This is a genomic window from Veillonella atypica (assembly GCF_041431435.1).
Lineage (GTDB): Bacteria > Bacillota > Negativicutes > Veillonellales > Veillonellaceae > Veillonella > Veillonella atypica.
Window position 1 is genome coordinate 109,589 of record NZ_JAPVXV010000003.1, and the last position, 23,470, is coordinate 133,058.

General features: G+C 38.9%; 24 protein-coding genes and 2 riboswitches. Of the genes, 6 read left to right on the forward strand and 18 right to left on the reverse strand.

Annotated features, from left to right (window positions below):
* Positions 1-238: 238 nt before the first annotated feature.
* Entirely contained in the window at positions 239-1,468 is a 1,230-nt protein-coding gene (locus O3598_RS04575; protein WP_287505424.1) for an LL-diaminopimelate aminotransferase, read from the forward strand.
* A gap of 94 nt (positions 1,469-1,562) precedes the next feature.
* Here the strand turns inward: O3598_RS04575 and O3598_RS04580 are convergent, their stop codons facing one another.
* Positions 1,563-3,785 carry an autotransporter outer membrane beta-barrel domain-containing protein gene (locus O3598_RS04580; protein ID WP_371451966.1) on the reverse strand — a complete coding sequence of 741 codons (2,223 nt, stop codon included), beginning with the start codon at positions 3,783-3,785 and terminating at the stop codon, positions 1,563-1,565.
* Between the two features lie 276 nt (positions 3,786-4,061).
* On the opposite strand from O3598_RS04580, the gene O3598_RS04585 reads away from it, so the two are divergent.
* Positions 4,062-5,036, forward strand: a complete 975-nt coding sequence (locus O3598_RS04585) for a diaminopimelate dehydrogenase (protein ID WP_005379726.1) — start codon at positions 4,062-4,064, stop codon at positions 5,034-5,036.
* A 122-nt stretch (positions 5,037-5,158) separates the two neighbouring features.
* On the opposite strand, the gene O3598_RS04590 is transcribed toward O3598_RS04585, so the two are convergent.
* Positions 5,159-6,331 carry a class I SAM-dependent methyltransferase gene (locus O3598_RS04590; protein ID WP_316111417.1) on the reverse strand — a complete coding sequence of 391 codons (1,173 nt, stop codon included), beginning with the start codon at positions 6,329-6,331 and terminating at the stop codon, positions 5,159-5,161.
* Positions 6,332-6,690: 359 nt separating this feature from the next.
* Here O3598_RS04590 and ychF point away from each other — a divergent pair, with 359 nt between their 5' ends.
* Complete coding sequence (gene ychF / locus O3598_RS04595; protein WP_371451969.1) at positions 6,691-7,797, forward strand: redox-regulated ATPase YchF; 1,107 nt, start codon at positions 6,691-6,693, stop codon at positions 7,795-7,797.
* Positions 7,798-7,900: 103 nt separating this feature from the next.
* On the opposite strand, the gene O3598_RS04600 is transcribed toward ychF, so the two are convergent.
* The 8 genes from O3598_RS04600 to O3598_RS04635 all read right to left on the reverse strand — a co-directional run bounded on the left by O3598_RS04600 (position 7,901) and on the right by O3598_RS04635 (position 12,385).
* Positions 7,901-8,104, reverse strand: a complete 204-nt coding sequence (locus tag O3598_RS04600) for a CsbD family protein (protein ID WP_005379485.1) — start codon at positions 8,102-8,104, stop codon at positions 7,901-7,903.
* Between the two features lie 65 nt (positions 8,105-8,169).
* On the reverse strand, positions 8,170-8,409 hold the full coding sequence (locus O3598_RS04605; protein WP_009661862.1) for a GlsB/YeaQ/YmgE family stress response membrane protein: 240 nt from the start codon (positions 8,407-8,409) through the stop codon (positions 8,170-8,172).
* 197 nt (positions 8,410-8,606) lie between these two features.
* Complete coding sequence (locus O3598_RS04610; protein ID WP_371451970.1) at positions 8,607-9,317, reverse strand: NAD(P)H-dependent oxidoreductase; 711 nt, start codon at positions 9,315-9,317, stop codon at positions 8,607-8,609.
* Positions 9,318-9,383: 66 nt separating this feature from the next.
* Entirely contained in the window at positions 9,384-10,067 is a 684-nt protein-coding gene (locus O3598_RS04615) for a Fic family protein (protein ID WP_009661725.1), read from the reverse strand.
* Between the two features lie 77 nt (positions 10,068-10,144).
* The gene (locus O3598_RS04620; RefSeq protein WP_009661865.1) at positions 10,145-10,402 is read right to left on the reverse strand and encodes a putative Se/S carrier protein; all 258 of its coding nucleotides are present in this window, start codon (positions 10,400-10,402) and stop codon (positions 10,145-10,147) included.
* A 51-nt stretch (positions 10,403-10,453) separates the two neighbouring features.
* Complete coding sequence (gene yedF / locus O3598_RS04625) at positions 10,454-11,053, reverse strand: sulfurtransferase-like selenium metabolism protein YedF (protein ID WP_316707599.1); 600 nt, start codon at positions 11,051-11,053, stop codon at positions 10,454-10,456.
* An 87-nt stretch (positions 11,054-11,140) separates the two neighbouring features.
* A complete protein-coding gene (selD, locus tag O3598_RS04630) occupies positions 11,141-12,172 on the reverse strand; it encodes a selenide, water dikinase SelD (protein WP_371451973.1) in 1,032 nt (343 codons plus the stop codon).
* Positions 12,173-12,181: 9 nt separating this feature from the next.
* Positions 12,182-12,385 carry a DUF951 domain-containing protein gene (locus O3598_RS04635; RefSeq protein ID WP_005379561.1) on the reverse strand — a complete coding sequence of 68 codons (204 nt, stop codon included), beginning with the start codon at positions 12,383-12,385 and terminating at the stop codon, positions 12,182-12,184.
* A gap of 602 nt (positions 12,386-12,987) precedes the next feature.
* Here O3598_RS04635 and rbr point away from each other — a divergent pair.
* A complete protein-coding gene (gene rbr, locus O3598_RS04640) occupies positions 12,988-13,533 on the forward strand; it encodes a rubrerythrin (RefSeq protein ID WP_205096659.1) in 546 nt (181 codons plus the stop codon).
* A gap of 177 nt (positions 13,534-13,710) precedes the next feature.
* On the opposite strand, the gene thiM is transcribed toward rbr, so the two are convergent.
* Both thiM and thiD read right to left on the reverse strand, forming a co-directional pair.
* Positions 13,711-15,216 (reverse strand): hydroxyethylthiazole kinase, encoded by a 1,506-nt coding sequence (gene thiM, locus O3598_RS04645; protein ID WP_371451975.1) that lies wholly within the window; start codon positions 15,214-15,216, stop codon positions 13,711-13,713.
* 4 nt (positions 15,217-15,220) lie between these two features.
* Positions 15,221-16,063, reverse strand: a complete 843-nt coding sequence (gene thiD / locus O3598_RS04650) for a bifunctional hydroxymethylpyrimidine kinase/phosphomethylpyrimidine kinase (RefSeq protein WP_371451977.1) — start codon at positions 16,061-16,063, stop codon at positions 15,221-15,223.
* A gap of 62 nt (positions 16,064-16,125) precedes the next feature.
* A riboswitch (TPP riboswitch) is annotated at positions 16,126-16,220 on the reverse strand.
* A gap of 81 nt (positions 16,221-16,301) precedes the next feature.
* Positions 16,302-16,407: riboswitch (TPP riboswitch) on the forward strand.
* A 52-nt stretch (positions 16,408-16,459) separates the two neighbouring features.
* On the opposite strand from thiD, the gene cytX reads away from it, so the two are divergent.
* Positions 16,460-17,659 carry a putative hydroxymethylpyrimidine transporter CytX gene (cytX, locus tag O3598_RS04655; protein WP_316065072.1) on the forward strand — a complete coding sequence of 400 codons (1,200 nt, stop codon included), beginning with the start codon at positions 16,460-16,462 and terminating at the stop codon, positions 17,657-17,659.
* A gap of 45 nt (positions 17,660-17,704) precedes the next feature.
* Here the strand turns inward: cytX and O3598_RS04660 are convergent, their stop codons facing one another.
* From O3598_RS04660 to modA, 3 genes are all read right to left on the reverse strand, one after another.
* Positions 17,705-18,334: an ATP-binding cassette domain-containing protein gene (locus tag O3598_RS04660; RefSeq protein WP_316065071.1), complete on the reverse strand. Its 630-nt coding sequence runs from the start codon at positions 18,332-18,334 to the stop codon at positions 17,705-17,707.
* Positions 18,335-18,342: 8 nt separating this feature from the next.
* Positions 18,343-19,011 (reverse strand): molybdate ABC transporter permease subunit, encoded by a 669-nt coding sequence (modB, locus tag O3598_RS04665; RefSeq protein ID WP_005379554.1) that lies wholly within the window; start codon positions 19,009-19,011, stop codon positions 18,343-18,345.
* Between the two features lie 98 nt (positions 19,012-19,109).
* On the reverse strand, positions 19,110-19,898 hold the full coding sequence (modA, locus tag O3598_RS04670; protein ID WP_227040896.1) for a molybdate ABC transporter substrate-binding protein: 789 nt from the start codon (positions 19,896-19,898) through the stop codon (positions 19,110-19,112).
* Between the two features lie 215 nt (positions 19,899-20,113).
* Here modA and O3598_RS04675 point away from each other — a divergent pair, with 215 nt between their 5' ends.
* Positions 20,114-21,103 carry an AEC family transporter gene (locus O3598_RS04675; RefSeq protein WP_287509388.1) on the forward strand — a complete coding sequence of 330 codons (990 nt, stop codon included), beginning with the start codon at positions 20,114-20,116 and terminating at the stop codon, positions 21,101-21,103.
* Positions 21,104-21,191: 88 nt separating this feature from the next.
* On the opposite strand, the gene O3598_RS04680 is transcribed toward O3598_RS04675, so the two are convergent.
* From O3598_RS04680 to O3598_RS04690, 3 genes are all read right to left on the reverse strand, one after another.
* Positions 21,192-21,482: an ArsR/SmtB family transcription factor gene (locus tag O3598_RS04680; RefSeq protein ID WP_005379548.1), complete on the reverse strand. Its 291-nt coding sequence runs from the start codon at positions 21,480-21,482 to the stop codon at positions 21,192-21,194.
* A gap of 123 nt (positions 21,483-21,605) precedes the next feature.
* On the reverse strand, positions 21,606-22,052 hold the full coding sequence (locus tag O3598_RS04685; RefSeq protein WP_005379465.1) for a universal stress protein: 447 nt from the start codon (positions 22,050-22,052) through the stop codon (positions 21,606-21,608).
* A 141-nt stretch (positions 22,053-22,193) separates the two neighbouring features.
* Positions 22,194-23,459, reverse strand: coding sequence for a hypothetical protein (locus tag O3598_RS04690; protein ID WP_371451980.1), 1,266 nt, complete (start codon positions 23,457-23,459; stop codon positions 22,194-22,196).
* Positions 23,460-23,470: the final 11 nt, after the last annotated feature.

Below are 23,470 nucleotides of genomic sequence, written 5' to 3' on the forward strand. Positions count from 1 at the left end.
ATTTTATGAGTAAATAATGAAGAGCCCTATCTGTTATAAAGAAATTATAACTATTTCATACTTTCATTATACGCCATAAAACGAGTAATAATTTCCCCATTAAACATTATTTACTATAGGAATACACTATAAAATAATTAGACCCAAAAATAACTTCGACATTCTATAGAAACCTCTTGCGTCAATCCCTTATATATTTTACTATATATAGAGAATTCTAATTATAAAAGGAGTCATCATGGCTAATATTAATGAAAACTATTTAAACCTACAAGGTTCTTATTTATTTGCTAACATTGCTAAAAAAGTAGCGGATTACCAAGCAGCTCATCCAGATGCTGACATTATTCGTCTTGGTATCGGCGATGTAACATTGCCTTTAGTACCTGCTATCGTAGATGCTATGACTAAGGCTGTTCAAGAAATGGGCAAAGCTGAAACATTCCGCGGTTATGGCCCGGAACAAGGTTATGATTTCCTTCGTAAAGCAATTATCGAAGGCGATTACAAACCATATGGCATCGAAATAGGTATGGACGAAGTATTCGTTTCTGACGGCGCAAAATCCGACGTTGGTAATATCCAAGAATTATTCAGCGAAGATAATATCATCGCTATCACCGACCCTGTATACCCTGTATACCTTGATTCCAACGTTATGGGCGGTCGTACAGGTCAAGCTGTTGATGGTATGTTCGAAAAGGTTGTATATCTTCCTACATTTGCAGAAAATAATTTCTCTCCAGAATTTCCTGCTGAACGTGTAGACATCGTATATCTTTGCTCCCCTAACAATCCTACAGGCACAGTACTCAGCCGTGCACGCTTAGCCGAATGGATTAAATGGTGTAAAGAAAACGACGCGATTTTGATGTTCGACTCCGCTTATGAAGCTTTCATCAGCACGGAAGACACTGTTAAATCTATCTATGAAATCGAAGGTGCACGCGAAGTAGCTATTGAATTCCGTTCCTTCTCTAAAACTGCTGGCTTTACAGGTACACGTTGTGCCTACGCAGTCGTTCCAAAAGAGGTAACAGGCAAAACTAAATCTGGCGAACGTCAACCTTTGAATCCTATGTGGAACCGTCGTCAATGCACTAAATTTAACGGCGTACCTTATATCGTTCAACGTGGTGCTGAAGCAGTATACTCCAAAGAAGGGCGCGAACAAACGCAAGCTAACATTGCGTACTATAAAGAAAATGCTCGCATTATCAAAGAAGGTCTTGAATCTATTGGACTTACTGTTTACGGCGGCGTTGATGCACCATATATTTGGCTTAAAACACCAGGCAACATGACAAGCTGGGAATTATTCGATCTTCTTCTTGAAAAGGTACAAATCGTGTCTACACCAGGCTCTGGTTTCGGTCCACATGGCGAAGGTTACCTTCGTTTAACTGCATTCGGCAGCCGCGAAAATACAATCCGTGCCGTAGAACGCATCAAAACTTTACAATTCTAATACATTTATAACTAAAAATATGTAATACAAAACGGTTGTGAAACCTTCTCTCCGAATGTTTCACAACCGTTTTTATTTTAAATCTAGATACTAATTAAAAGTTATGACGAATACCCGCATCTACACGATAGGATGTATCAACAGTACTACCAAAGTTTTTAGTAAATGTTCCATATAAATATGTATTTGGACGGAAACTCCATGAACCACCGAGTTCAAGATCAAGCCAAGTATCCTTCAAATCTACTACGCTATTAGTCGTTGGTTCGCCGGCCATGCTATAGGTTGCTTTCATCTTGCCAGAGAATTCATGCGCCAATGCAGCTTTAAGGAAAACATTACTATTCTTAGCTTCCTTACCGATGCCAATGCCTAAGCGGCCTATAGCGGAATTAACCGCATCAGAATTAATATGAACGGTGCTACCAGTATTCGTACGAGCATCAAAGCTTTCACCAGATAAGCGACTAAAGATTAATTCAGCACTAGGATCGATATAGAAACCATTATTTCTTTTGATACGTTTACCATATTCAAGGCTCAAAGATGCACCCGTATTACGGTAGTCACCACTCAACGACGTTCCTAAGCTGTTATGTACGGTAAAATCATTTTTCAAACGATTGCCTTTAGCAATAATATCTAAGTAACGGCCATCATTAAATTGTTTAGCCCCATAGATTGCTAGCCCCGCAGTTTTACCAGAACCTGAACCTAGTGCATAATCACTGTTGTTTGTACCATACAAGAAGGCACCACCTACAATCCAGTTTCCTCGTTTCGTATCATAGCCAATTTGCGCCATATTATAATTTTGATTTACATAGGCAGAGTCTGTAATTTTAGATTTACCACCAATATATTTGCCCCATACGCCTTGATTATCGGAGTTAAGACGCACATCACCTAAGCGGCGTTGTAAATCATTGGTATCAGCTCGCATTTGCATAACAGAAGATGCTAATGCACTCTTAGCACCGGATACAATTTCACTTTCACTAGTGGATAATACAGTTTTATCAGACACCATAGCACGTCCAGCTGCATCAAAATCATCCGGGCTAAGTTTAGCATTTAATGTAGGGCTGATCACACCTGTTTCTAAATGCACATTAACACCAAGGTTTCGCTCACCCTTCGTATATCCAGTGTAGACTATTTTCTTCACAAATTGATTTTCTGCTAATCCTGGAATCTCGGCATTAGCATGTTCTTTCAAAGCATCTACGGAGCTACGCAATGTAACAGAAGAACCAGGATCAGCATGGTTGATAACCACTTCACCCTTTCCGTTTTCTGCAGCAGGTGCACCTTTTTCATAATCAATAGCTGTATGACCAGCATAATTATTAATCGTAATAGGCCGTGCATCTACGGCTTGGATAATGCCGCGGCTACCTTCTGTGGCACCACCTATAAGATGCTCTACCTTACTACCTGTATAGAGATAATTTGCAGTATCTGGTCGGCCTTGTGTAGGGTATTCACGTTCAGCTCCTAACCATTCATTACGCCATGTAGCACCATTTTGTAAATACAATCTCAAACCGCCATGATGAGGATTATTGTTACTTTCATCAAATTCATTAAGTACACCACCCACTAATTTAGAATTTGGTGTCGTTAATCCCAATGAAATTTCTGATCCATGATTGTGTGGATTTTTATCAATACCATAGTTTTTATTGATAAAACCAATATTGCCATACATATTGACGTCCTTAGCACCTGCTTTCAATCCATCCATGCCAGTATTCACATAGACAAATCCTTCTTCTGAAAGTGCAGAATATGTATCAGATGTCGTTAAAGGATGTGTCTTTACATCTGCCCCACCTAGAATCCGAATGTATCCATCCTTATTAGCTTGCAAACCTACGCCAATGGCATCTACTTTGGCATTACCTTGTACGGTAATACGGGTATCATCATTATTACCATCATTTGTAACCCCACCATAACCAGCATATATACCACTCATGTAATAGTGTGCTAAGTCTGGTCTGCGCTTCTCTCCACTTTCCGCAGGTGCTGGATTTACAACCGTTACATTTACATTTTTATCTATGGCAACCTGAGATCCATCAAGAGCATAAATACCGGTAACGTTATTATGGTATTTGTTTCTATTTACACCAAGGCCAGATACATTGACGGTCAAATCATCGGTATAGTGTTTATTTTCACCCCACAAATTCAACCCAATGGATTTTCCATCCGTATGGCTTTCAACTGTAGTGGCTGACACCATGGCCTCTGCACTAGCACCGGTAATAATTAAAGCAGCAATAACAGCAAGGTTTATCTTTCTTCTCATCTCATAACCTCCTCAAACTATACACAATAATATGCATATATTCATTGTATATATAGTAGGGGTATATGTGTCAATTTTTGCACATATGATGTTTTCTTTTATGTATATTCCCATACGCAATGTATCGATATAATGATGAACAATAACAAACGAATTATTCTCTCCACAGAATATATGCTGTATAACTCTATAGAATATTATAAAAAGAGAAATTTCTATGTTATAATAAGTATATTAGTTATTACACTACATTTTATAATTATATAGGAGGCTAATATGAGCAAAATTCGTATTGGTATCGTAGGCTATGGCAACTTAGGCCGTGGCGTAGAAGCATCTGTTAAATTGCAACCAGATATGGAACTCGTAGGCGTATTTTCTCGTCGTAAAGGCTTAGAAACAGTGTCTGGTGTTCCTACATACACTATGGAAGATCTACCAAACTTCAAAGGTAAGATCGATGTTATGGTTCTTTGCGGTGGTTCTGCAACAGACCTTATCGAACAAACTCCAATGGTAACTAAATACTTCAACTGTATCGATTCCTTCGATACACATGCACGTATCCCTGAGCATTTTGCTAATGTAGACAAAGTAGCTAAAGAAGCTAAGACTGCTACATTGATTTCTTGCGGTTGGGACCCAGGCATGTTCTCTTTACAACGTGTTTACGCTGAAAGCATCTTGCCTCATGGCAAATCTTACACATTCTGGGGCCGCGGCGTGTCCCAAGGTCACTCCGATGCTATCCGTCGTATCGATGGTGTTCTTGATGCTCGTCAATACACTGTTCCTAAAGAACAATACCTTGAAGCAATTCGCAACGGCGAAACTCCAGACGTTGATGGCTACAAAGGCCACCTTCGTGAATGCTATGTAGTAGCTGCTCCTGATGCAGACAAAGCAAAAATTGAAAACGAAATCAAAACTATGGAAAACTACTTCGTAGGTTACGAAACTGTAGTCAACTTTATTTCCCAAGAAGAACTTGATCGCAACCACAAGGGTATTCCACATGGTGGCTTCGTTCTTCGTTCTGGTGAAAGCACTGACGGCACTCGTCATGTTGTTGAATACTCTTTAAAACTTGATTCTAACCCTGAATTCACAGGTTCTGCACTTGTTGCATACGCTCGTGGTATCTACCGTCTCGCTAAACACGGCGGCACTGGTTGCTACACAGTATTCGATATTCCACCAGCTTGGATTTCCACACATTCTGCTGAAGAATTGCGAGCTCACTCTCTATAATTCTATACGCACATTAAGAGGATAACTTCGGTTATCCTCTTTTTACATTTAACAATAGCGTATGATGACACGAAAAAAGGACCGCCTTAAGACGGTCCTTTTTTCGTATTAAAATCTATCTATTAATACCAACGTGTTAATGGCAATTCATTATTAACATCTTTTGTCATAAGGATTTGATGCAAATCCATATTGCCAATATAGAAACCTGCTGCACAACCACAGAGGTATAAGTCCCACATACGAACAAATTCAGTACCGCGATCTTTTTCTACTTGGTCACGTACACCTTGGAAATTATTGTACCAATGCATCAATGTTTTATAGTAGTGCAAGCGCAAGCTTTCAACATCGATAACATTAAAATCATAGTCATAAGCAATAGAAACAATTTCACGAAGAGACGGTAAGCATCCACCTGGGAAAATATATTTACGAATCCATGCACTAGATTCTTTTTCTGATGGATCACTGATGTAATGGAGCAAGAATAAACCACCATCATTTAACATAGTGGATGCATCCTCCATATACAATGGGAAATTAGGACGACCTACATGTTCCAACATACCAACGCTGACGATACGATCGAATGTACGACCAGATGCCGCTACATCACGATAATCAATGAGTTCGATTTCAACTTGACCTTCAAGTCCGAATTCTTTAATCCGTTCTTGGCCTTTCTTCCATTGTTCTTCAGACAATGTACAACCATAGCCTTTAACGCCATATTTACGGGCTGCTTCAATTAAAAGGAATCCCCAACCACAACCGATATCGAGTAATGTCATACCTTCTTTTAAATATAATTTATCGAGAATATGATGAACCTTTTGGTATTGTGCATCTTCTAAGCTATCATCTTCATGTTTAAAGTACGCACAAGAATAGCTCATCGTCTTATCAAGCCATAAGCTATAAAAATCATTGCCAAGGTCGTAGTGAGAAGACACTTGTTGTTTTTGATCTTTCTTTTTAAGACCTACATTAAAGAGAGAACTAAGTACCTTTTTATTGATAGAATCCTTATTAACATGACCTAGTACAACACAAAGAGCTTTGAATAAATCGCCTTCTATTTCAATATCCTTACGCATATACGCTTCGCCAAGTGCAAGTTCACCAGAAACGAGCAAATCTTTCTTAGGGATATCGCGGTTTACACGAATGGTAAACTCAGGTGTACCTTCGCCAATGGTATATTCATTGTCACCCACTTTTACACTAAAGCAGTGATCATTAAAACGTTCTAAATAGTGAACTAAAAAACTATCAAATAACTTAGAAAACATACTTAACTTCCTTTCCTAGTAGCGTTACATGACGTTTACGTTCAATCAAAATGACACGTCCGCCTGCACACTGACATAGTCATATCTACTCATCAAAATTTTCTATAAAACAAATCATAAGAAAAACTTATATTTTTATTATATAAATACATCTACTTATCATTATTTTTTATAATAAACTTCAACTTTCTCTCTAATATTATAGCACTTCTTGATAAATAATCTAGACCAATTCTATAGAAATGTATATATCCATTAGAATATGATATAATATGTGTTTGACAAGGCTTTTATAAGAAACAATATTTCTAATGAAAGCTTTCACAAAGAACGAAATTAATTTTAATAAAGGTGGTACCATGAGCACAAATTTAGAAGTAGGCATCGTAGGCCTTCCAAATGTTGGTAAAAGTACATTATTCAACGCTATTACAAAAGCTGGCGCTGAGGCTGCCAACTATCCATTCTGTACAATTGAGCCAAACGTAGGTGTTGTTGATGTTCCAGACAGTCGTCTAGCTGTATTAGCGGAAATGTTCGGTTCCAAACGCATCCTCCCTGCTGCTATGCGATTTGTAGATATTGCAGGTCTCGTTGAAGGTGCATCTAAAGGCGAAGGTTTAGGCAACAAATTCCTTAGCCATATTCGTCAAGTAGATGCAATTGCACAAGTTATTCGTTGTTTCGATGACCCTAATATCACTCACGTTGCAGGTTCTATCGATTCAATCCGAGACATCGAAATCATCAACACCGAGCTCTGCCTTGCAGACCTTGAATCCGTAGAAAAACGGAAACAACGCATTGAAAAAATTGCAAAATCCGGCGATAAAGATGCTCGCGCTGAGTTACCATTGCTAGAACGCATTATCGAAGGTCTCGGTGAAGCAAAACCAGTTCGTGCCCAAGGTCTTAACGAAGAAGAGTTAGAAATGATTAAAGAGTTGACATTACTTACAGCAAAACCATCTCTTTATGTTGCTAACATTTCTGAAGATGAAGTATCTGATTACTCCGCTAACGAGCACGTAAAACGCGTAGAAGAATACGCGAAGAACGAAGGTGCTGGCATCGTTGTTGTATCCGCTCGTATCGAATCCGAAATTGCTGAGTTATCTGATGAAGAATCCGCTGCCTTCCTAGAAGATCTCGGTCTTGAAGAATCTGGCTTAACTAAGCTTATCAAGGCAAGTTATGCACTCTTAGGTCTTATCAACTACTTCACAGCTGGTGAAATGGAAGCTCGTGCATGGACAATTGTAAACGGCACAAAAGCACCTCAAGCAGCTGGTAAAATTCACTCCGATATTGAAAAAGGCTTTATCCGCGCTGAAATCGTATCCTTCGATGACTTACAAGCTTGCGGCAGCCAAAATGCGGCTAAAGAAAAAGGCCTTGTTCGCCTAGAAGGTAAAGATTACGTTATGAAAGACGGCGACGTAACACACTTCCGCTTCAACGTATAATACAAATTAATAGCAATAAAAAACCAGTAAATCGAACGATTTACTGGTTTTTTGTTGTCTCTTAATGAGATTTTCTTTATGTGATTGTTGAATAAACACGAGTTTATTCTTTATCGTTATCAACAGAGTTTTTCAAGCCGTCAAGTGCGCCTTCTACAGCATCTTTAACATCTTCTACAACGTCTTTAACTTTAGCAGTTGTTTTTTCTACAGCACCTTCTGATTCCAATTTTTTGTCACCAGTTAATTTGCCAACATTTTCTTTTAGTGCACCTTTAGCTTGGTTGAGTTTTTCTTCTAATGCCATAATAGTGACTCCTTTCATGTAAAATCACGTTTAGCTATATTAGACCTACTTTTATAAGTAGATTACTATCCCCTTTTTCCGAAGAAAAATGAGACTACAGCAACAACAATGACTGCACCTAATACAGATGGAATTAAGGACATACCTGCTAAGCTAGGACCCCAGGTACCAAATAGGGACTGACCTACGGACGATCCAATTAAACCAGCAACAACTTTAGCGATAACGCCCATTGCACCGCCTTTGTTAGTGATGGCACCTGCTAGGAACCCGATAAAACCACCAACAATAATTGACCATAACATATAATCACTCCTTTACGCTTATATACATGTATCTTAAAAATCATCTAAATATACAGATATGTTAAATATTGTGTATATTTATAACGTACCATTCATGTTTAAAGGTTAAATGAAGTGCGATATATAAAGTTGGCATACTTTAGCAAAAGTAGTGTTCTATGGTCCTAACATTCTTCTTGTAAATATTTTGATATATTCTATTCAACGACCTTTACAATTTCATCCATTGTACGACGTGTTTTATTGCGATGTGGTTCTTCATCACGGTACCCAAAGGCTGCCATTACAGAAATACCGAAATGTTTAGTATCGAAAAGACCAAGTTCATCGCCTAAGAATGCTGTCATCTTGTCTTGGTTGAAGCCTTCCAACGCACAGGAGTCAAGCCCTTCATAGGCAGCCATGGTCATCATATTCGCCATAACGATATACGCTTGTTTAGAGGACCAATCAAAAGCAGCACGTTCAGACTCAAATGTTTTATAGTCTTCCGTAGTAAACTGCGCATATTTTTCCTTATAAATAGCATCTACTTCAGCAGGTAATTGTTTAACCTCTTCCTGAATATAGCGTACATAAGGAGAATCAAATTCTAAATCAACCTTTTTACGTGTTAAGAATACTACAAAATGACTTGCTTCCAAACCAGCCAAAATACCCCAGCCGTAAGCCTTCATTTTTTCGCGAATCTCTGGATTTTGAATGACTAACAACTGATATGCTTCAAAACCTAAGGATGTTGGAGACAAACGCGCTGCATTCAGAATCGCATTCCAATCATCGTCAGAAATCTTTTTAGTGCTATCGAATTTTTTACATGCATAACGATATGTCATAGCATATTCTAAATCGTTACGATCCAATTTAGGGGCTGTTAATTTTACGTTTTCTATTTCATATTTGCTCATTGAAATTCAACCTTTCATTATATTAATTTCAAAAACTTAACCTAGATACATAACATATGATGCTCATTAGCCAAAATTTTGACCAAATAGAATCATACGTTCTTTTTCCTTATAAAATAAATCAAGACCTAACTTATATAAGCCATTTAAATCACCATCATTTAACAGAGTCATATATTCACCTCTATCAGCTTTGTTAATGATAATAGGCGCTAATTTCTGTTGTAAACAAGCGTGTACAATAAGAGCTCTTCCTGTACGGCCATTACCATCAACAAAAGGATGAATACGTTCAAATTGCAAATGTTGCTCCATAATGGTACGCACCCGCTCTTCATCATTTTGGGATATCTCTAAACGATATTGCAATGTATCACACCAGTTTTTTAAAGCTTCTTGTACTTGATATGGTTTTGTTGGCTCAAAATCAGCACCAATAACCATGTTTGGAACAACCTTAAATTGCCCATTATCATCACGGATATGTGCTAGTAACAATCGTTGTGTGTCTCTTATGATATCTATCGTAATTACTTCTTGATATGATTCCATCAAGAATACTAAATAGTCGCGATAATTAGATACTTCATAGAACTCACGCAAATCCATTTTACGGGGTATCATATTATCTAATATGATACTCTTTGCTTCCCCTTGTGTTAACGTATTCCCCTCGATTGCTGTACTATGATGGGCCATACGGACGACCATATCGTCTATATATTCGCGAGGCAAGGTAAAATCAACCATGTATATCTCCTATACAATACGATTTTTATATATTAATGTTATCATATATAGATAAATTTCGATACTAATAAATCGATTTAATCTTTATAAGCTAAAACTGGTTTCCCTTTTTCATACCAAAATAAGCCTGACGTACTAATCTTATGTTCTTTTAGGATAGTCTGAACTTGTTCTACAGCATTCAAGTCTATTTGAATGGACAAACCACACATATCATTCAATTCTGGCGGTGTAGCCATCAGTTGGTGAGGCACCGAAAGTTCTGTTAATATCTTATCTGCTTTATCCCCAAAATAATAGGATGTAAAAACGACAAGCAACTTTTTATTGTTCAACGCCTCACCCCCAATAATATTGCTTAATCATTTACAACATAGATACGAGTATTATAGTTTAACAACATTTTCCCCAACGATAGCATCTGTAATCGCATACATGTTTGTAATAGAGCCTACCCCCACTTGATCTTTTAGACCATAATAGTCGAGACAAATGCCACATGCAGCAATTTCAACACCAAGTTCAGCCAACTTTTTAATATTGTCTAAATGAATAGAATCGTTGGTTACCATTTTAACGCTACTATTGATGAAATAAATTGTAGATGGCTTCACGTCGGCTTCAACCATGCACACCCAGAAGGTTTTCATCAAATTACGGCCAAGCTCTTCACTACCTTCACCAAGATAATCTTTCGTCATCAAAATGATGCGGTCACTATAATTCATAGGTTTGCAACCAATTTCCGGTGCAGGTTCTACATTCGGCGTAAGTTTAATAAAAAAATCTATACCATCTTGTCCAATTGCCACATCATAGCCACGAGACTTCCCAAATTTCTCTACATTATCGCGACTCACCTCGTTATCTACAATGGTCGTAATAATCGCGTCTGGATTTGCATCGCTTACCTTCTTCGTTTCAATCACAGGTTTTGGACACAAACTGCCACGCACATCTACAGTTAATTCATTTGTATTACTCATTATTTACCTCAATATTATTATATATTTTGTGAAAGCATCAACGCACAACTACTCTATATACTATTAAAATCAAAATTGTAATATATCTTATTTAGTGACGCGTACCGCTAAGCCACTAAAGCTTTCAACAGCACCAACTATAGTGGCACCTTCAACGCCCACATCATGTAAAGCTTTCACAAAATCCGGTCCTTCTGTAGCAGGCACAGAGAATAAAAGACCGCCTGATGTTTGTGGATCAAATAAAATATCCGTCCACACAGAATCTAATATTTTATCTACTTGTACATCTGTAATAGCCTTACGATTGCCATAGGACGCCGCTGGTACAAGGCCCATTCGAGCCGCGTCAATGACGTCATCAAAGAGCGGAATATCATAAATCTTGATATGAATTGTTACATTAGAGGCACTCGCCATTTCTACAGAATGCCCCATAAGGCTAAAGCCCGTCACATCAGTACACGCATGAATTGTAAAATTATGGGCCACCTCAGCAGCCACACGATTCAACGTACTCATGCTAGCAACCGCCTGCGCAGTACCAGTAGGAAATAAATCAGCTTTCAACGCATTATTCATAATACCTGTGCCGATACGTTTTGTTAACACCAATACATCCCCTACTCGAGCGCCTTTATTCTTCCAAATCTCATTAGGATTAACTTGACCTGTGATCGACATGCCAAAAATAGGTTCCTTATTTTCGATGCTGTGACCACCTACAATGGCTGCACCAGATTCAGAAACAATGGACGCAGCCCCATTGAGTACATCCGTCAATACGCCTTGTTCTACTAAGGGAACAGGAAATCCAACGATGTTCATCGCCGTTAGGGGTATCCCCCCCATCGCATATACATCGCTCAATGCATTAGCCGCTGCAATTTTACCGAATAACGTAGGGTCATTGACAACAGGCGTGAAAAAATCCAATGTTTGTACAAGGGCAAGTTGATCAGAAATTTGATATACCCCTGCATCATCAGCACCAGTCATATCAGCTAGAACATGTTCATTTGTAACAGGTGTAACGGCCTTTAAAACACGTTCTAATATATGAGGACCAATCTTACACGCGCATCCTCCACTCGTAACATAATCAGTGAGTCGCACCATAGTCCTACCTCATTCATTTTCAGGCAAGCGCGATACTATTTTCTTCGCTGCCTTTTCAAATTTAGGGCGAGGCATCAACAACTGATGACCACAACCTTTACAAACGATAAGAAAATCTGTACCTATGCGCTTGACCTCCCACTCATCACTGCCACAGGGATGCGATTTTTTCATTTGTACTATATCGCCCACATAATATCTAATAAACGCCATAGCGCCTCCTTATACTATTTCTATTATATATATCTTATTATACTTAAAATATGTTCTCCAATATAGGTAAAAGTACACTTTGACTAATAAGATCTATCGGCTTAATCAGAATTGTTACCAAAAACAAACAATTCTACAAACAATAATGATTTTCCATGTAATTATCATTCTCATTATCAGTAATTCTATTTTTAATAAACCCATTACTTAACAAGCTTTCAAAAACCGCTTATTTACTACATTGATAACATTTATCATTTAGAAAATTCTCGAAATAAATTTTACAAAAACACTTGCATTTCTCATTTAGTATGTTACAATATAGTCAACAATGATTATTCGTTAAGTATACGAATCAAAAACATTGTGGTGTAAATTATAGGCAAGTGCCTCTTTACAACTATAGGTAAGTACTCATTTAAAAGATAAGCAAGTGCTTTTTTCAAATATAGACAAGTGTCTATCTAATCAGTATATAAATAAGTTTTTATTTAACTTAAACTCAAGTGAGTTACCCACTATTGCATTCACAACCAAGTGGTTATGAATATATAACTAATTAAAAATTTTGAAATTTGATGTAAGTACAAAGGAGTATTAAAATGGCAGAATTAAAAGGTTCTAACACTGAAAAAAATCTTCAAACAGCATTTGCTGGTGAATCCCAAGCATACCAAAAATATACATACTATGCAGCAGCAGCTCGTAAAGCTGGCATGAACGAAATCGCTGATTATTTCGAAGAAACAGCTCACAACGAATCTGCACATGCTAAAGTTTGGTTCAAAGCTCTTCATGGTGGCGACATTTCCGCTGATATCGAAGCTAACCTTCGCGATGCAGCAGCTGGTGAAAACTATGAACACACTACAATGTACAAAGATTTCGCTGATGAAGCAGAAAAAGAAGGCTTCACTGCTATCGCTTTCAAAATGCGCGAAGTTGGTAAAATCGAAGCTCGTCATGAAGCTCGTTACCTTGCATTAGCAGCTCGTGTTTCTGGCAACAAAGTGTTCCACAACGATCAACCAGTTGCATGGATTTGCGCTAACTGCGGTTACATTCACGTTGGTGAAGAAGCTCCTAAAGTTTGCCCAGTATGTGCTCACCCACAAGCTTTCTTCCAACGCCACGTTGAATCCATCTAATCTATAAGTTTAGATAAAATAATATTTTAAATACAGATATTTGATACTGCAAGTGCAGTTCTTCCTAACTGTATGTACAGACAACCTCAATATAAAAGACGATGACTTAGGTCATCGTCTTTTTTGTGTTCTATTAGTTATATATGTATTAAGAGTCGTAAGTCATACTATTTACTATTAAAGGCTAGATGCTAATTCTTTAAATTGTCGAACCGCTTCATAAGGCTTTTCTGCATGGGCAATGGCGGATATAACTGCTACACCACAAGCGCCAGCACGGAGTACTGCCATTGCATTGTCTATGGTAATACCACCAATTCCAACGCATGGTAAGTTTAATCCTTGTGCCTGTAGTTCAGCTATACGTTCCGGGCCGCATGGTTCTTGCGCATCAGGCTTGCTACTAGTTGTATACATAGGACCTACGCCTACACAATCAGCATACAGTACATCTGTCTTATGGAGTTCCTCTATGGAATGGATGGATATCCCCACTACCTTATGACCTACGATATTACGCACATCTTCTAAGCACATATCGTCTTGCCCTACGTGAATACCATCCGCATTAACAGCGACCGCTAGCTCTACATCATCATTGATAATATAGAGCACATGATACTTGGCACAGATATATTGTAACTGTTGTGCTAGTTCTAACTTCTGTTGACCTTCTAATGTACCATCGCCCTTCTCTCTAAACTGAAAGCAGGTTATACCACCACGACAAGCATCTTCTACGATTTCGAGCAACCGTTTTTTGTTAAGCGCTGTATCTTGTGTACCACACACGAAATACACCTGTAATTGATCTGGTACAACTACAGACTGCACACGATTTTCAGATACAAGCACCTCATCATCTAGCGTATACAAAGCATCCATAAAGGCTATGCTAAAGCTACCTGGTTTTATTCCACTTACCTTAACAGCACTTTCACCAGCTAAACCATAGTACGCCAATGCATAGGCAAGAAATTCACCTGTAGACAGGCTATACTTAAAGGAATCATAAATTCCAAAAAAGGCTGCTAATACGGCCCCCAAGAGACAGCCTGTTCCCGTTACAGCAGTCATAATCGAATGACCATGAGGCACTGCAAAGACTCGAGTTCCATCAGATACATAATCCTCTTCGCCCGTTGCTACTACAGGACAGTTAATAAGACGCGCTAAACGATATGCGATAATGGCACTATCCGCTACCTGCGCCCCATCAACACCCTTACCTAACGGAGAGTTTTCATCCTTATTATCAGAACTCAGTGCATCATAAACAGCCTTAACTTCGCTTTGATTGCCTCGTAATAACGAAATAGAACCAGTCTTAATCAAATCTAAGACCACCGACAATCGGTAAGCTCCTGCATGACAGCCCACAGGATCAAGAATAATTGGTACATCATATTCCTTCGCTAGTTTAATAGCCTCTTTATAGTAACCAACCTTCTCAGGTGTAAGTGTCCCAATATTGATGAGCAGTGCTGATGCATACACAATAAGATCCTTTAAATCTTCACTACATTCGCTCATGATAGGCGATGCCCCAATAGCTAGTAGTCCATTAGCAGTAAAGGTTCGTACCACATCATTGGTAATACAAATCACAAGAGGATTTTTCTTCCTCAATGTGTATAATATATTGAATTCAGGCCTAATTTGATTATGTATATATGGGTTCATAGCATCATCTCCTCTCATCTTTTTTCAAGAGCTCATCCATCGTTTCAGTTCCATTCGCCAATAAACCATAGGCCATGTGGTTAACTGGGCCACACCCATTGCCTAACGCTGGATTGTACTTAATAGCAAGAGCAATATAGTCCTTGGCAATACCGATGGCATCCATTACATCACGGCCTTTAGCAAGCTCCGCTGTAATAACCGCTGAGAAGGTACAGCCCGTACCATGAGTATGCACCGTATCGTATTTAGGACTCGTCCACGTACGAACGTGACCATCTCTTGTGAAAGCATAATCTGTTGCATCTTCGCCAATATGGCCACCTTTAATGATGACCACTTGGGGCCCTAAGTCATGTAAAATTCGATTAGCCGCCGTTGTTATGTCACTTTCACAATTAATAGACATGTCCGCTAAGACCTCAGCCTCACTGCGATTAGGTGTGATAACTGTAGCGGTAGGAATGAGTTTAGATTTTAAGAGATGTACAGCCTCATCTGATACGAGTCGGTCACCGCTAGTAGCAATCATAACGGGGTCCATTACGTACGAAATATCCTTGCTTACATAAGGATAAATGAGATCCATCATTTCCGGTAAGGCAATCATACCAGTCTTAACGGCTTGGGGCATAATATCTGAGTACACATCGTGTAACTGTTTTTCTATACTCTCTAAGGATAGATGTTCTACGTGGTGAACACCCGTTGTATTTTGAGCTACCACGGATGTAACCACGGCCATGCCGTATACGTGACGACTTTGAAAGGATTTTAAATCAGCCATAATACCAGCACCACCGCTAGGATCAGTACCAGCAATTGTTAATGCAGTATGTAATTTCATAATACCTCCAAACATATAAAATGAGACCACTCCCAATGGAATGGTCTCGTAATAGTTTAGTATTATGTTGCACTCCACTTCCCTACGCCAGTATTATCTGGATCAGGTCTAGGGTTTTGAATGGTCAATCTCAGCATAAGCACCCCTAGTGGCAATATATTTTTATACTCTAGTTATAACATCATTATACAATCTATGCAAGAAAATAATTGACGGGGTTCTCTTAACAGCCTATAATGAAGCCATAACGGGGTGCTCACATGAGTGGGCTGAGAGTAAGCTAATGCTTTAACCCATAACCTGATTTGGATAATGCCAACGTAGGGAACATAGAGGATTAATAGCCGAGTTCCTATGAACTCGGCTTTTTCTATGACTTCCTGGCAAGGAGGACGTATGAAAGACACATACATTACACAACCACAGTTCGCCATGATATGGTTTGGTGCCGCTCTATCTATAGCGGAAATTATGACAGGAACCTATCTAGCCCCCTTAGGACTCACCCAAGGTCTATATGCCATCATCTTAGGACATATCATCGGCGGCATACTGCTCTTTGGGGCTGGCCTTATCGGTGGACGTTTACGGCAAGGCAGTATGAATACTACTGCCTTCAGCTTTGGCCCACTAGGGGCTAAAGGCTTTGCCTTTTTAAATATGCTTCAACTTATCGGCTGGACTAGCATCATGATCTACGATGCTATGCTAGCCTTACAAGAACTAGCACCTCTATCCCCTATCATTTGGACAATAGCTATCGGAGCACTTGTCATCTTGTGGCTTTTCATCGGCCTTCACAATACGGGCTATATTCAAGCTATCGTATCCGTTCTATTGTTAGGCCTCACCCTTTACATGGGTGCTCACATGATATCGCAGTGGCCTAGTGAAGGTGTCATTCTAACTAGCGGTAACATGAGTTTCATCGCTGCCCTTGAATTATCTATCGCCATGCCACTATCTTGGCTACCTCTCATCAGTGATTATACCCGTGAAAGTAAAAAACCTTTCTCCGCATCACTTACAAGTGCTACAGTCTACACTGTAACAAGTATCGTTATGTACACCTTAGGTCTTAGTGCCGCTATCTTTGGCGGCGGCGACTCCATCATTACTATCATGATGAATGCAGGACTTGGCCTTGCGGGCCTCATCGTTATTATTTTCTCTACCGTAACTACAACCTTTATGGACGCTTACTCTGCAGGCGTATCTAGTACGACTATCTACAAGAGTGCTTCTAGTAAAGGCATAGCCGTTGTAGTTACTATCGTTGGTACAATCGCTGCCATCCTATATCCGATGGACGATATTACAGACTTCCTATACCTCATCGGCTCTGTATTTGCGCCGATGATTGCCATTCTTTTGGCGGACTACTTTATCAATCGCCAACAAGTACAAACGATCTCAGCATATCTCGTGCGCGGTTTAATTTGGGTAGTTTCCGTTGGACTCTATCACTATATGTTACATAGTGAAAGTACTATTGGGGCTACACTGCCAGCCTTTACAACGGCATTCGTCGTAACAGCTATCGTTGGATTTATAAGTCATACAGAAAACTCATCTGTCGAAATAAAACAACACTAAAACAAAAACACCTTCGTAAGCAATCATGCTTATGAAGGTGTTTTACTACTCAGGTATAATAATTTGTCCGTCTTCACAGATCCAGTGTCTATCACCAACTGCATCAGCTTCGCTTTCATCATGGGTAACCCATACGCAAGGTACATCCCATTCACGAATGATGGAAACAAGATCCTCACGCACTTGTTTCCGAAGGTTCCAATCTAATGCAGATAAAGGTTCATCAAGAAGCAATATAGTTGGTTTTGAATAGAGTGCACGACCTAAAGCCACACGTTGTTGTTCACCACCAGATAAGCGCCCCGCCTTAGTGTTACGGTATTTTTCTAATCCTAAACGTTTTAATAGAGAATCACACATATCAGGTGTGCCTCGTTTACTATATGTAATATTGTGTTCCACGGATAAATGAGGAAATACGATATTGCCTTGTGGCATATATCCTACCTGACGCTCTTGAGCTGGCACCCATATATTTTGATCTCGGTCAACCCATGTTCGTTCATCGCATCGAATGATACCAGTTGTAGGTTTCACTAACCCTGCAATACATTTAATAAACGTACTTTTACCACTTCCAGATGAACCGGTTAACACCGTAATTCCTGAAGATAAAGTACCATCGGCTTTCACAATCATAGAAGGTCTTGCTATGGTAAAAGAAAATGTAATCATAGTCCCTCCTAATTACGCCCTAAATTACGGAACAAGGATCCTTTTGTAAGGATGTGAATCCCGCTCAATAGCGCTAATGTAAGCACACAAATGTAAATAACGAGTTCAAAGGCATCCATGTACTGTCCTGCCTCTACATAGGAATAGATAGCAAGTGGCATGGTACGCGTAATTTTAGGAATATTACCTGCGATTAATATGGTAGCACCGAACTCACCCATAGCACGACAAAATGCCAATATGCTGCCCGTTAAAATCCCCTTCCATGCCAATGGTACAGAGATTGTAAAAAATATGCGCAGCTCTGAAGCGCCTAATGTACGTGCTACGTCCTCCATATTATGGTCTACAGACTGCAATGCGGACCGCACCGTTTGATAAAACAAAGGAAAGGCAATAACAGAAGAGGCCACAACGGCACCTGCTGCAGTAAATACGACGCCTAAACCATGTGATTCTAACCAAGCGCCGAATGCATAGCCCGGTGTAAATACCATAAGCAAAGCAAAGCCAACTACTACTGGAGGCAATACGAGCGGCAATGTTATTAGGGCATCTAGAATAGCGATACCACTCCACTTACATCGATTCATCCAGTAACAAGCAGCTAAGCCAGTCAATATAACAATAACTAGAGCTAAACTCGCCACCCACAATGACAACCAAAATGGACTCATATCGGGCCTCCTTTCTTTGCCGAATCTCTGCCGGATAATAAATTATAACTCTATTGTATCATAAGAAAACGCTAGCCCTAAAAGCTAGCGTTAAATTCTTATTTAGACGTAGAGAACCCATATTTTTCCAATACTTTTTGGCCCTCTGGGCTCATTACGTATGTATAGAAATCTTGAGCCAAAGCATTATCATATTTCTTAATAATACCGATAGGGTATATAACAGGATCATGAGAATCTGCAGGTGTTACTGCAGCAATTTCAACTGCATCACCGGCTGCAATAGCATCCGTCTTATAGATAAAGCCCGCATCACCAGCCGCTTGGCTAATAGAAGCCGTTACAGCTTTAACGTCTTTAGCATATACCACATTAGGTTCTACTTGGTCCCATACACCTAATTTTGTTAGTACTTGCTTACCATAGTTACCAGCGGGTACGGTATCTGGATTACCTAAAACAATACGTTTTACAGATGCAATTTGATCTAACTCAATTTTAGGTTGTCCTTTAGGAACTACAAGAACGAGTTCATTTGTTACAAATGGTTTTACATTTGTTACTAAATCTTTATCTTGTAACATCTTCATATTTTTTTCGTCTGCAGAAATGAATAAGCTTGCAGGTGCACCTTGTTCAATCTGTTGACGCAATGTGCCAGAGCCAGCAAAGTTAATTGTGATTTGATCATCTGCTAAGTTATGCTCTTTCTTATACGCATCTGCTAATTCAGTAAGAGCCCCCTTAAGGCTAGCAGCCGCTTGAATTGTAATCTTTTCAGACGTACTTGGCTTTGCGCTATCCGTAGTTTTACTTGCATCATTACCACAGCCTACTACAAAGGCGAGCATACAAATACTCATTAAAACTAATAGAATTTTTCTCATACAACCTCCTACTCTCTACGGAATTAATACATATAAATGCTTAAAAATATAAACCTAAACTCTACGTCCTATGGTATGATATTGATATAAAGTAATTCAGTTACATATATATTCTATGTGTATAATAGATATATTATATTATATTTTGTCATAGTTAATATATACCATGATTTTAATCACACAAAAATATATATTAGAAAACTCTAGGTGAGACCATGAATTTATTAACATTAATAGGCCATATCTTCATGAATTCCATGATTCCTATATTTATGCTTATAGGCGTTGGATTTGTATTAGATAAAAAATTTAAACTTGACTTATATACACTGAGCAAACTTAATTTCTATATATTATTGCCCACCTTCGTATTTAGGGCGATGTATGAGGCTAAATTCACTTCAAGTACATTGGAAATTGTTTTCTGTGCACTGTGTGTACTCATACTAAACTCTATTATTTCTGAAATTATTGGGCGCATAGGGGGCTACGATGTAGCTAAAATCGCAACATTAAAAAACTGTGTCATGTTCAATAATGTAGGTAATATGGGGGTGGCCCTTGCCATCTTTGTATTTGCTAATGTACCATATGTCATCGATGGGGCTACGCCCTATGCTAACTTAGGACTCGTGAGTGTAGTATCTATCATGATTATTCAAACCATTACGAGCAATACTTATGGATTCTATCAAGCAGGTGCAGGTCGATTAAGTACGAAAGATGCACTAAATGTCGTATTCCACATGCCCATGGTATACGCCATTCCACTAGCCTTACTATGCCAATTATTGCCATTTGATCTTCATAGGCTCTTCTTCTTTGCTCCCCTCAACATCTTTGCTAACGCCTTTGTTGGTGTAGCCATGATAGCCTTAGGGGTACAAATTAACCGGACCCCATTGAATTTCTTTAAAGCTGACGTCATGTTAGCCAGTGCATTACGACTTATCATAAGTCCCCTATTAGCCGCTGTTATGACCATACTATTTATTATCTTCTATGGTCCTATGCATCCAATTGCGGCACAAACAATCGTCATTACCTATAGCGTACCAACGGCTATCAACATGGCCCTCATCGCTATCGAAATGAAAAACAACCCAGAATACGCTACGCAAATCGTAATGGGTACCACCATATTATCGGCAGTGACCATGCCACTCTTTATCACATTCGCTTATTATATATTTCCATTATACTAAAAATATATACATCAAAAGGGAGCCCCGATAGGCTCCCTTTCTTGTATCTAATTCATATAATGCAATATGATAGACCAGGTACAGTACTCTATTGATGTGATACGTGATCCATACCCATTCGTACAAGGCCTTCTACATGATCATCATTTAAAGAATAATATGCAGTTTTCCCTTCCTTGCGATATGTTACAAGACGAGCTTGTCGCAATACTCGCAACTGATGTGAAATAGCAGATTGTCCCATGCCCATTGTCTCTGCAATATGATTAACACACATCTCATTTTCTAGCAGTATCTCAACAATCTTTAGGCGCGTTGGATCGCCAAGAATCTTAAACAATTCTGCTAACTTTAACAATGATTCGTTCCCGTCGATCATAGGGATCCTTTCTTTTAAACTAACACTAATAATCTATCTAAATTTAAATACTATGTCTATGATATCTATTATATACAAAAAAAGGCTTTGTACACAATGACAAAGCCTTTAAATTGTATGATATTATTTAACGACCAATACTGGGCAAGAGGAATGACTAGTTACATAGCTACTTACACTACCCATGAATAAACCTTTCAAAGGTCCAAGACCACGGCTACCCATTACGATAAGATCAGCATTGTATTTTTTAGCAACAGCTAACAATGCTGGGCCTGGGGAACCAACTTCAAATACAGATTTAACTTTAACACCTGTAGGAATTTCTTTCACTACATCGTTCAAAATTTCTTTACCTGTTTCTTCCATGTCTTCTGCAATTTGTTCAGACACATAGCCACCAGAAATTGGTGTTTGATCAAAGTTGGAAATAGCAGATACAATATTTGCTACATGAACAACAATCAATTCTGCTTTGTTACGATCTGCTACTGCAAGTGCATGTTCTAGTGCACGTTTAGCATTTTCAGAACCATCAGTAGGTACGACAATAGTTTTGTAGGTAACCATATTAACCCCTCCTATTTCTAATCCCCATGAAGGGATATGATTAAAAATCGTTTAGTCTATTTATAATATTCTAGACGAATTAGGAAAAATCCTCTTTTTTCGATTAGGATTTATATACATTATAGCACATTTTTTTACAGATTAAAGAACTTGAGACGAATTGTTGATGTTTAAGGAATTCGATAACTTAAATCCATCTAAAATATCGATTAGTTCAGGTGTGGTCAATACAGTACCTATTGGAGCTATCATGCGAGCTACACCGACATTGCCATTATTGCCGAGAATAATAGTACCACTAAATGCAACAGTTTCAGCTGTATCCGTATCTGCTACTTCTGGATTTTTCATTGTCCCTGCTACATAAAACATAACAGCGCCATCAATAATATGTGTTTCATATCGTTCAATGGTTGCCTTATTTACATCCACCAAGGATTTTACGTATTGATCACCTAACATTTGCTTGCCCATCATCGTAGGCATAGCACTGCTCACCGCTTGTACGGGAACGGAAAAACTTTCTACGTCGAGACGGATCTTATCCTTTGTGAAAGTAATCTTTTTAGGGTCATTAATGCGTGTAAACCCTTTAGGACTAACGAATTTCAAACCTTCTGCTACATTGATATCACTGGAACCTGACAATAGTTTCTTAACATTATTTAATGTAGAGCTACTCTTCTTTGTATCTAGCAAGGAAAATGAAGGAACTGTCGTTTCCATAAGTCCTTGTTCCATAAATTTGGCCTGAATAGGTGGATATGTACTTACGAGATTATAACGATGCGTTGGGTCCTTTTCCATAATGAATTCAACTTCAAAAATAGAGTGAACCTGTTCCGTAGATGTCATCTCTGCATAGGACTTCGGTGTCGTACGACTCCAACGTGCGGCTTGTGCCCCTTTCTTAGGGAAGAATCCGCCCACTATATCATTAGTGTCAAATACATTGCTATGTTGTCGCCAAATGCGAAGATATTCCTCATCTGTCATGCCCTTAATAGGTACATCGTACCACGTTGTATTCCACACTTTTTGCGATACATTGCCTTGCGGTGTATTATTTCTCTTTGTAAAGGATACAGTATATGCATCATTCTGATTTGGGCCAGACAAATTAAAGGAATACCCCTGTATATGTTCACTTTCACTCCGTACATCCATATCAATCATAACACCATCATTTACACGCCAAGGAATGGTGAAAGTATAACCGTGTTTCGTATCCTTTACAACCGTATTCATCTTAGTAGCATACGATTTATATTGCTCTGGCAATACGGAAAGAGCATCTGCTTGCGAGGCTACGATAGACTTTGGCGTAGCATGTTCAGGAGAGGCTCCGTAAGCAACGCTAGATACGATGGACAATCCAGCTAATACTAATGCGATAGGTAATTTCATAAAGTTCCTTT

What these genes read in the sequence shown, in the direction of transcription:
- yedF (WP_316707599.1), bottom strand. Translation starts at nt 11,053, where the DNA reads ATGAGTAATACAAATGAATTAACTGTAGATGTGCGTGGCAGTTTGTGT.
- modB (WP_005379554.1), bottom strand. Translation starts at nt 19,011, where the DNA reads ATGAGTCCATTTTGGTTGTCATTGTGGGTGGCGAGTTTAGCTCTAGTT.
- rbr (WP_205096659.1), top strand. Translation starts at nt 12,988, where the DNA reads ATGGCAGAATTAAAAGGTTCTAACACTGAAAAAAATCTTCAAACAGCA.
- O3598_RS04585 (WP_005379726.1), top strand. Translation starts at nt 4,062, where the DNA reads ATGAGCAAAATTCGTATTGGTATCGTAGGCTATGGCAACTTAGGCCGT.
- O3598_RS04600 (WP_005379485.1), bottom strand. Translation starts at nt 8,104, where the DNA reads ATGGCATTAGAAGAAAAACTCAACCAAGCTAAAGGTGCACTAAAAGAA.
- O3598_RS04675 (WP_287509388.1), top strand. Translation starts at nt 20,114, where the DNA reads ATGAATTTATTAACATTAATAGGCCATATCTTCATGAATTCCATGATT.
- cytX (WP_316065072.1), top strand. Translation starts at nt 16,460, where the DNA reads ATGAAAGACACATACATTACACAACCACAGTTCGCCATGATATGGTTT.
- O3598_RS04605 (WP_009661862.1), bottom strand. Translation starts at nt 8,409, where the DNA reads ATGTTATGGTCAATTATTGTTGGTGGTTTTATCGGGTTCCTAGCAGGT.
- ychF (WP_371451969.1), top strand. Translation starts at nt 6,691, where the DNA reads ATGAGCACAAATTTAGAAGTAGGCATCGTAGGCCTTCCAAATGTTGGT.
- O3598_RS04615 (WP_009661725.1), bottom strand. Translation starts at nt 10,067, where the DNA reads ATGGTTGATTTTACCTTGCCTCGCGAATATATAGACGATATGGTCGTC.
- thiM (WP_371451975.1), bottom strand. Translation starts at nt 15,216, where the DNA reads ATGAACCCATATATACATAATCAAATTAGGCCTGAATTCAATATATTA.
- selD (WP_371451973.1), bottom strand. Translation starts at nt 12,172, where the DNA reads ATGGTGCGACTCACTGATTATGTTACGAGTGGAGGATGCGCGTGTAAG.
- O3598_RS04610 (WP_371451970.1), bottom strand. Translation starts at nt 9,317, where the DNA reads ATGAGCAAATATGAAATAGAAAACGTAAAATTAACAGCCCCTAAATTG.
- O3598_RS04685 (WP_005379465.1), bottom strand. Translation starts at nt 22,052, where the DNA reads ATGGTTACCTACAAAACTATTGTCGTACCTACTGATGGTTCTGAAAAT.
- O3598_RS04690 (WP_371451980.1), bottom strand. Translation starts at nt 23,459, where the DNA reads ATGAAATTACCTATCGCATTAGTATTAGCTGGATTGTCCATCGTATCT.
- modA (WP_227040896.1), bottom strand. Translation starts at nt 19,898, where the DNA reads ATGAGAAAAATTCTATTAGTTTTAATGAGTATTTGTATGCTCGCCTTT.
- O3598_RS04680 (WP_005379548.1), bottom strand. Translation starts at nt 21,482, where the DNA reads ATGATCGACGGGAACGAATCATTGTTAAAGTTAGCAGAATTGTTTAAG.
- O3598_RS04580 (WP_371451966.1), bottom strand. Translation starts at nt 3,785, where the DNA reads ATGAGAAGAAAGATAAACCTTGCTGTTATTGCTGCTTTAATTATTACC.
- O3598_RS04635 (WP_005379561.1), bottom strand. Translation starts at nt 12,385, where the DNA reads ATGGCGTTTATTAGATATTATGTGGGCGATATAGTACAAATGAAAAAA.
- thiD (WP_371451977.1), bottom strand. Translation starts at nt 16,063, where the DNA reads ATGAAATTACATACTGCATTAACAATTGCTGGTACTGATCCTAGCGGT.
- O3598_RS04575 (WP_287505424.1), top strand. Translation starts at nt 239, where the DNA reads ATGGCTAATATTAATGAAAACTATTTAAACCTACAAGGTTCTTATTTA.
- O3598_RS04660 (WP_316065071.1), bottom strand. Translation starts at nt 18,334, where the DNA reads ATGATTACATTTTCTTTTACCATAGCAAGACCTTCTATGATTGTGAAA.
- O3598_RS04590 (WP_316111417.1), bottom strand. Translation starts at nt 6,331, where the DNA reads ATGTTTTCTAAGTTATTTGATAGTTTTTTAGTTCACTATTTAGAACGT.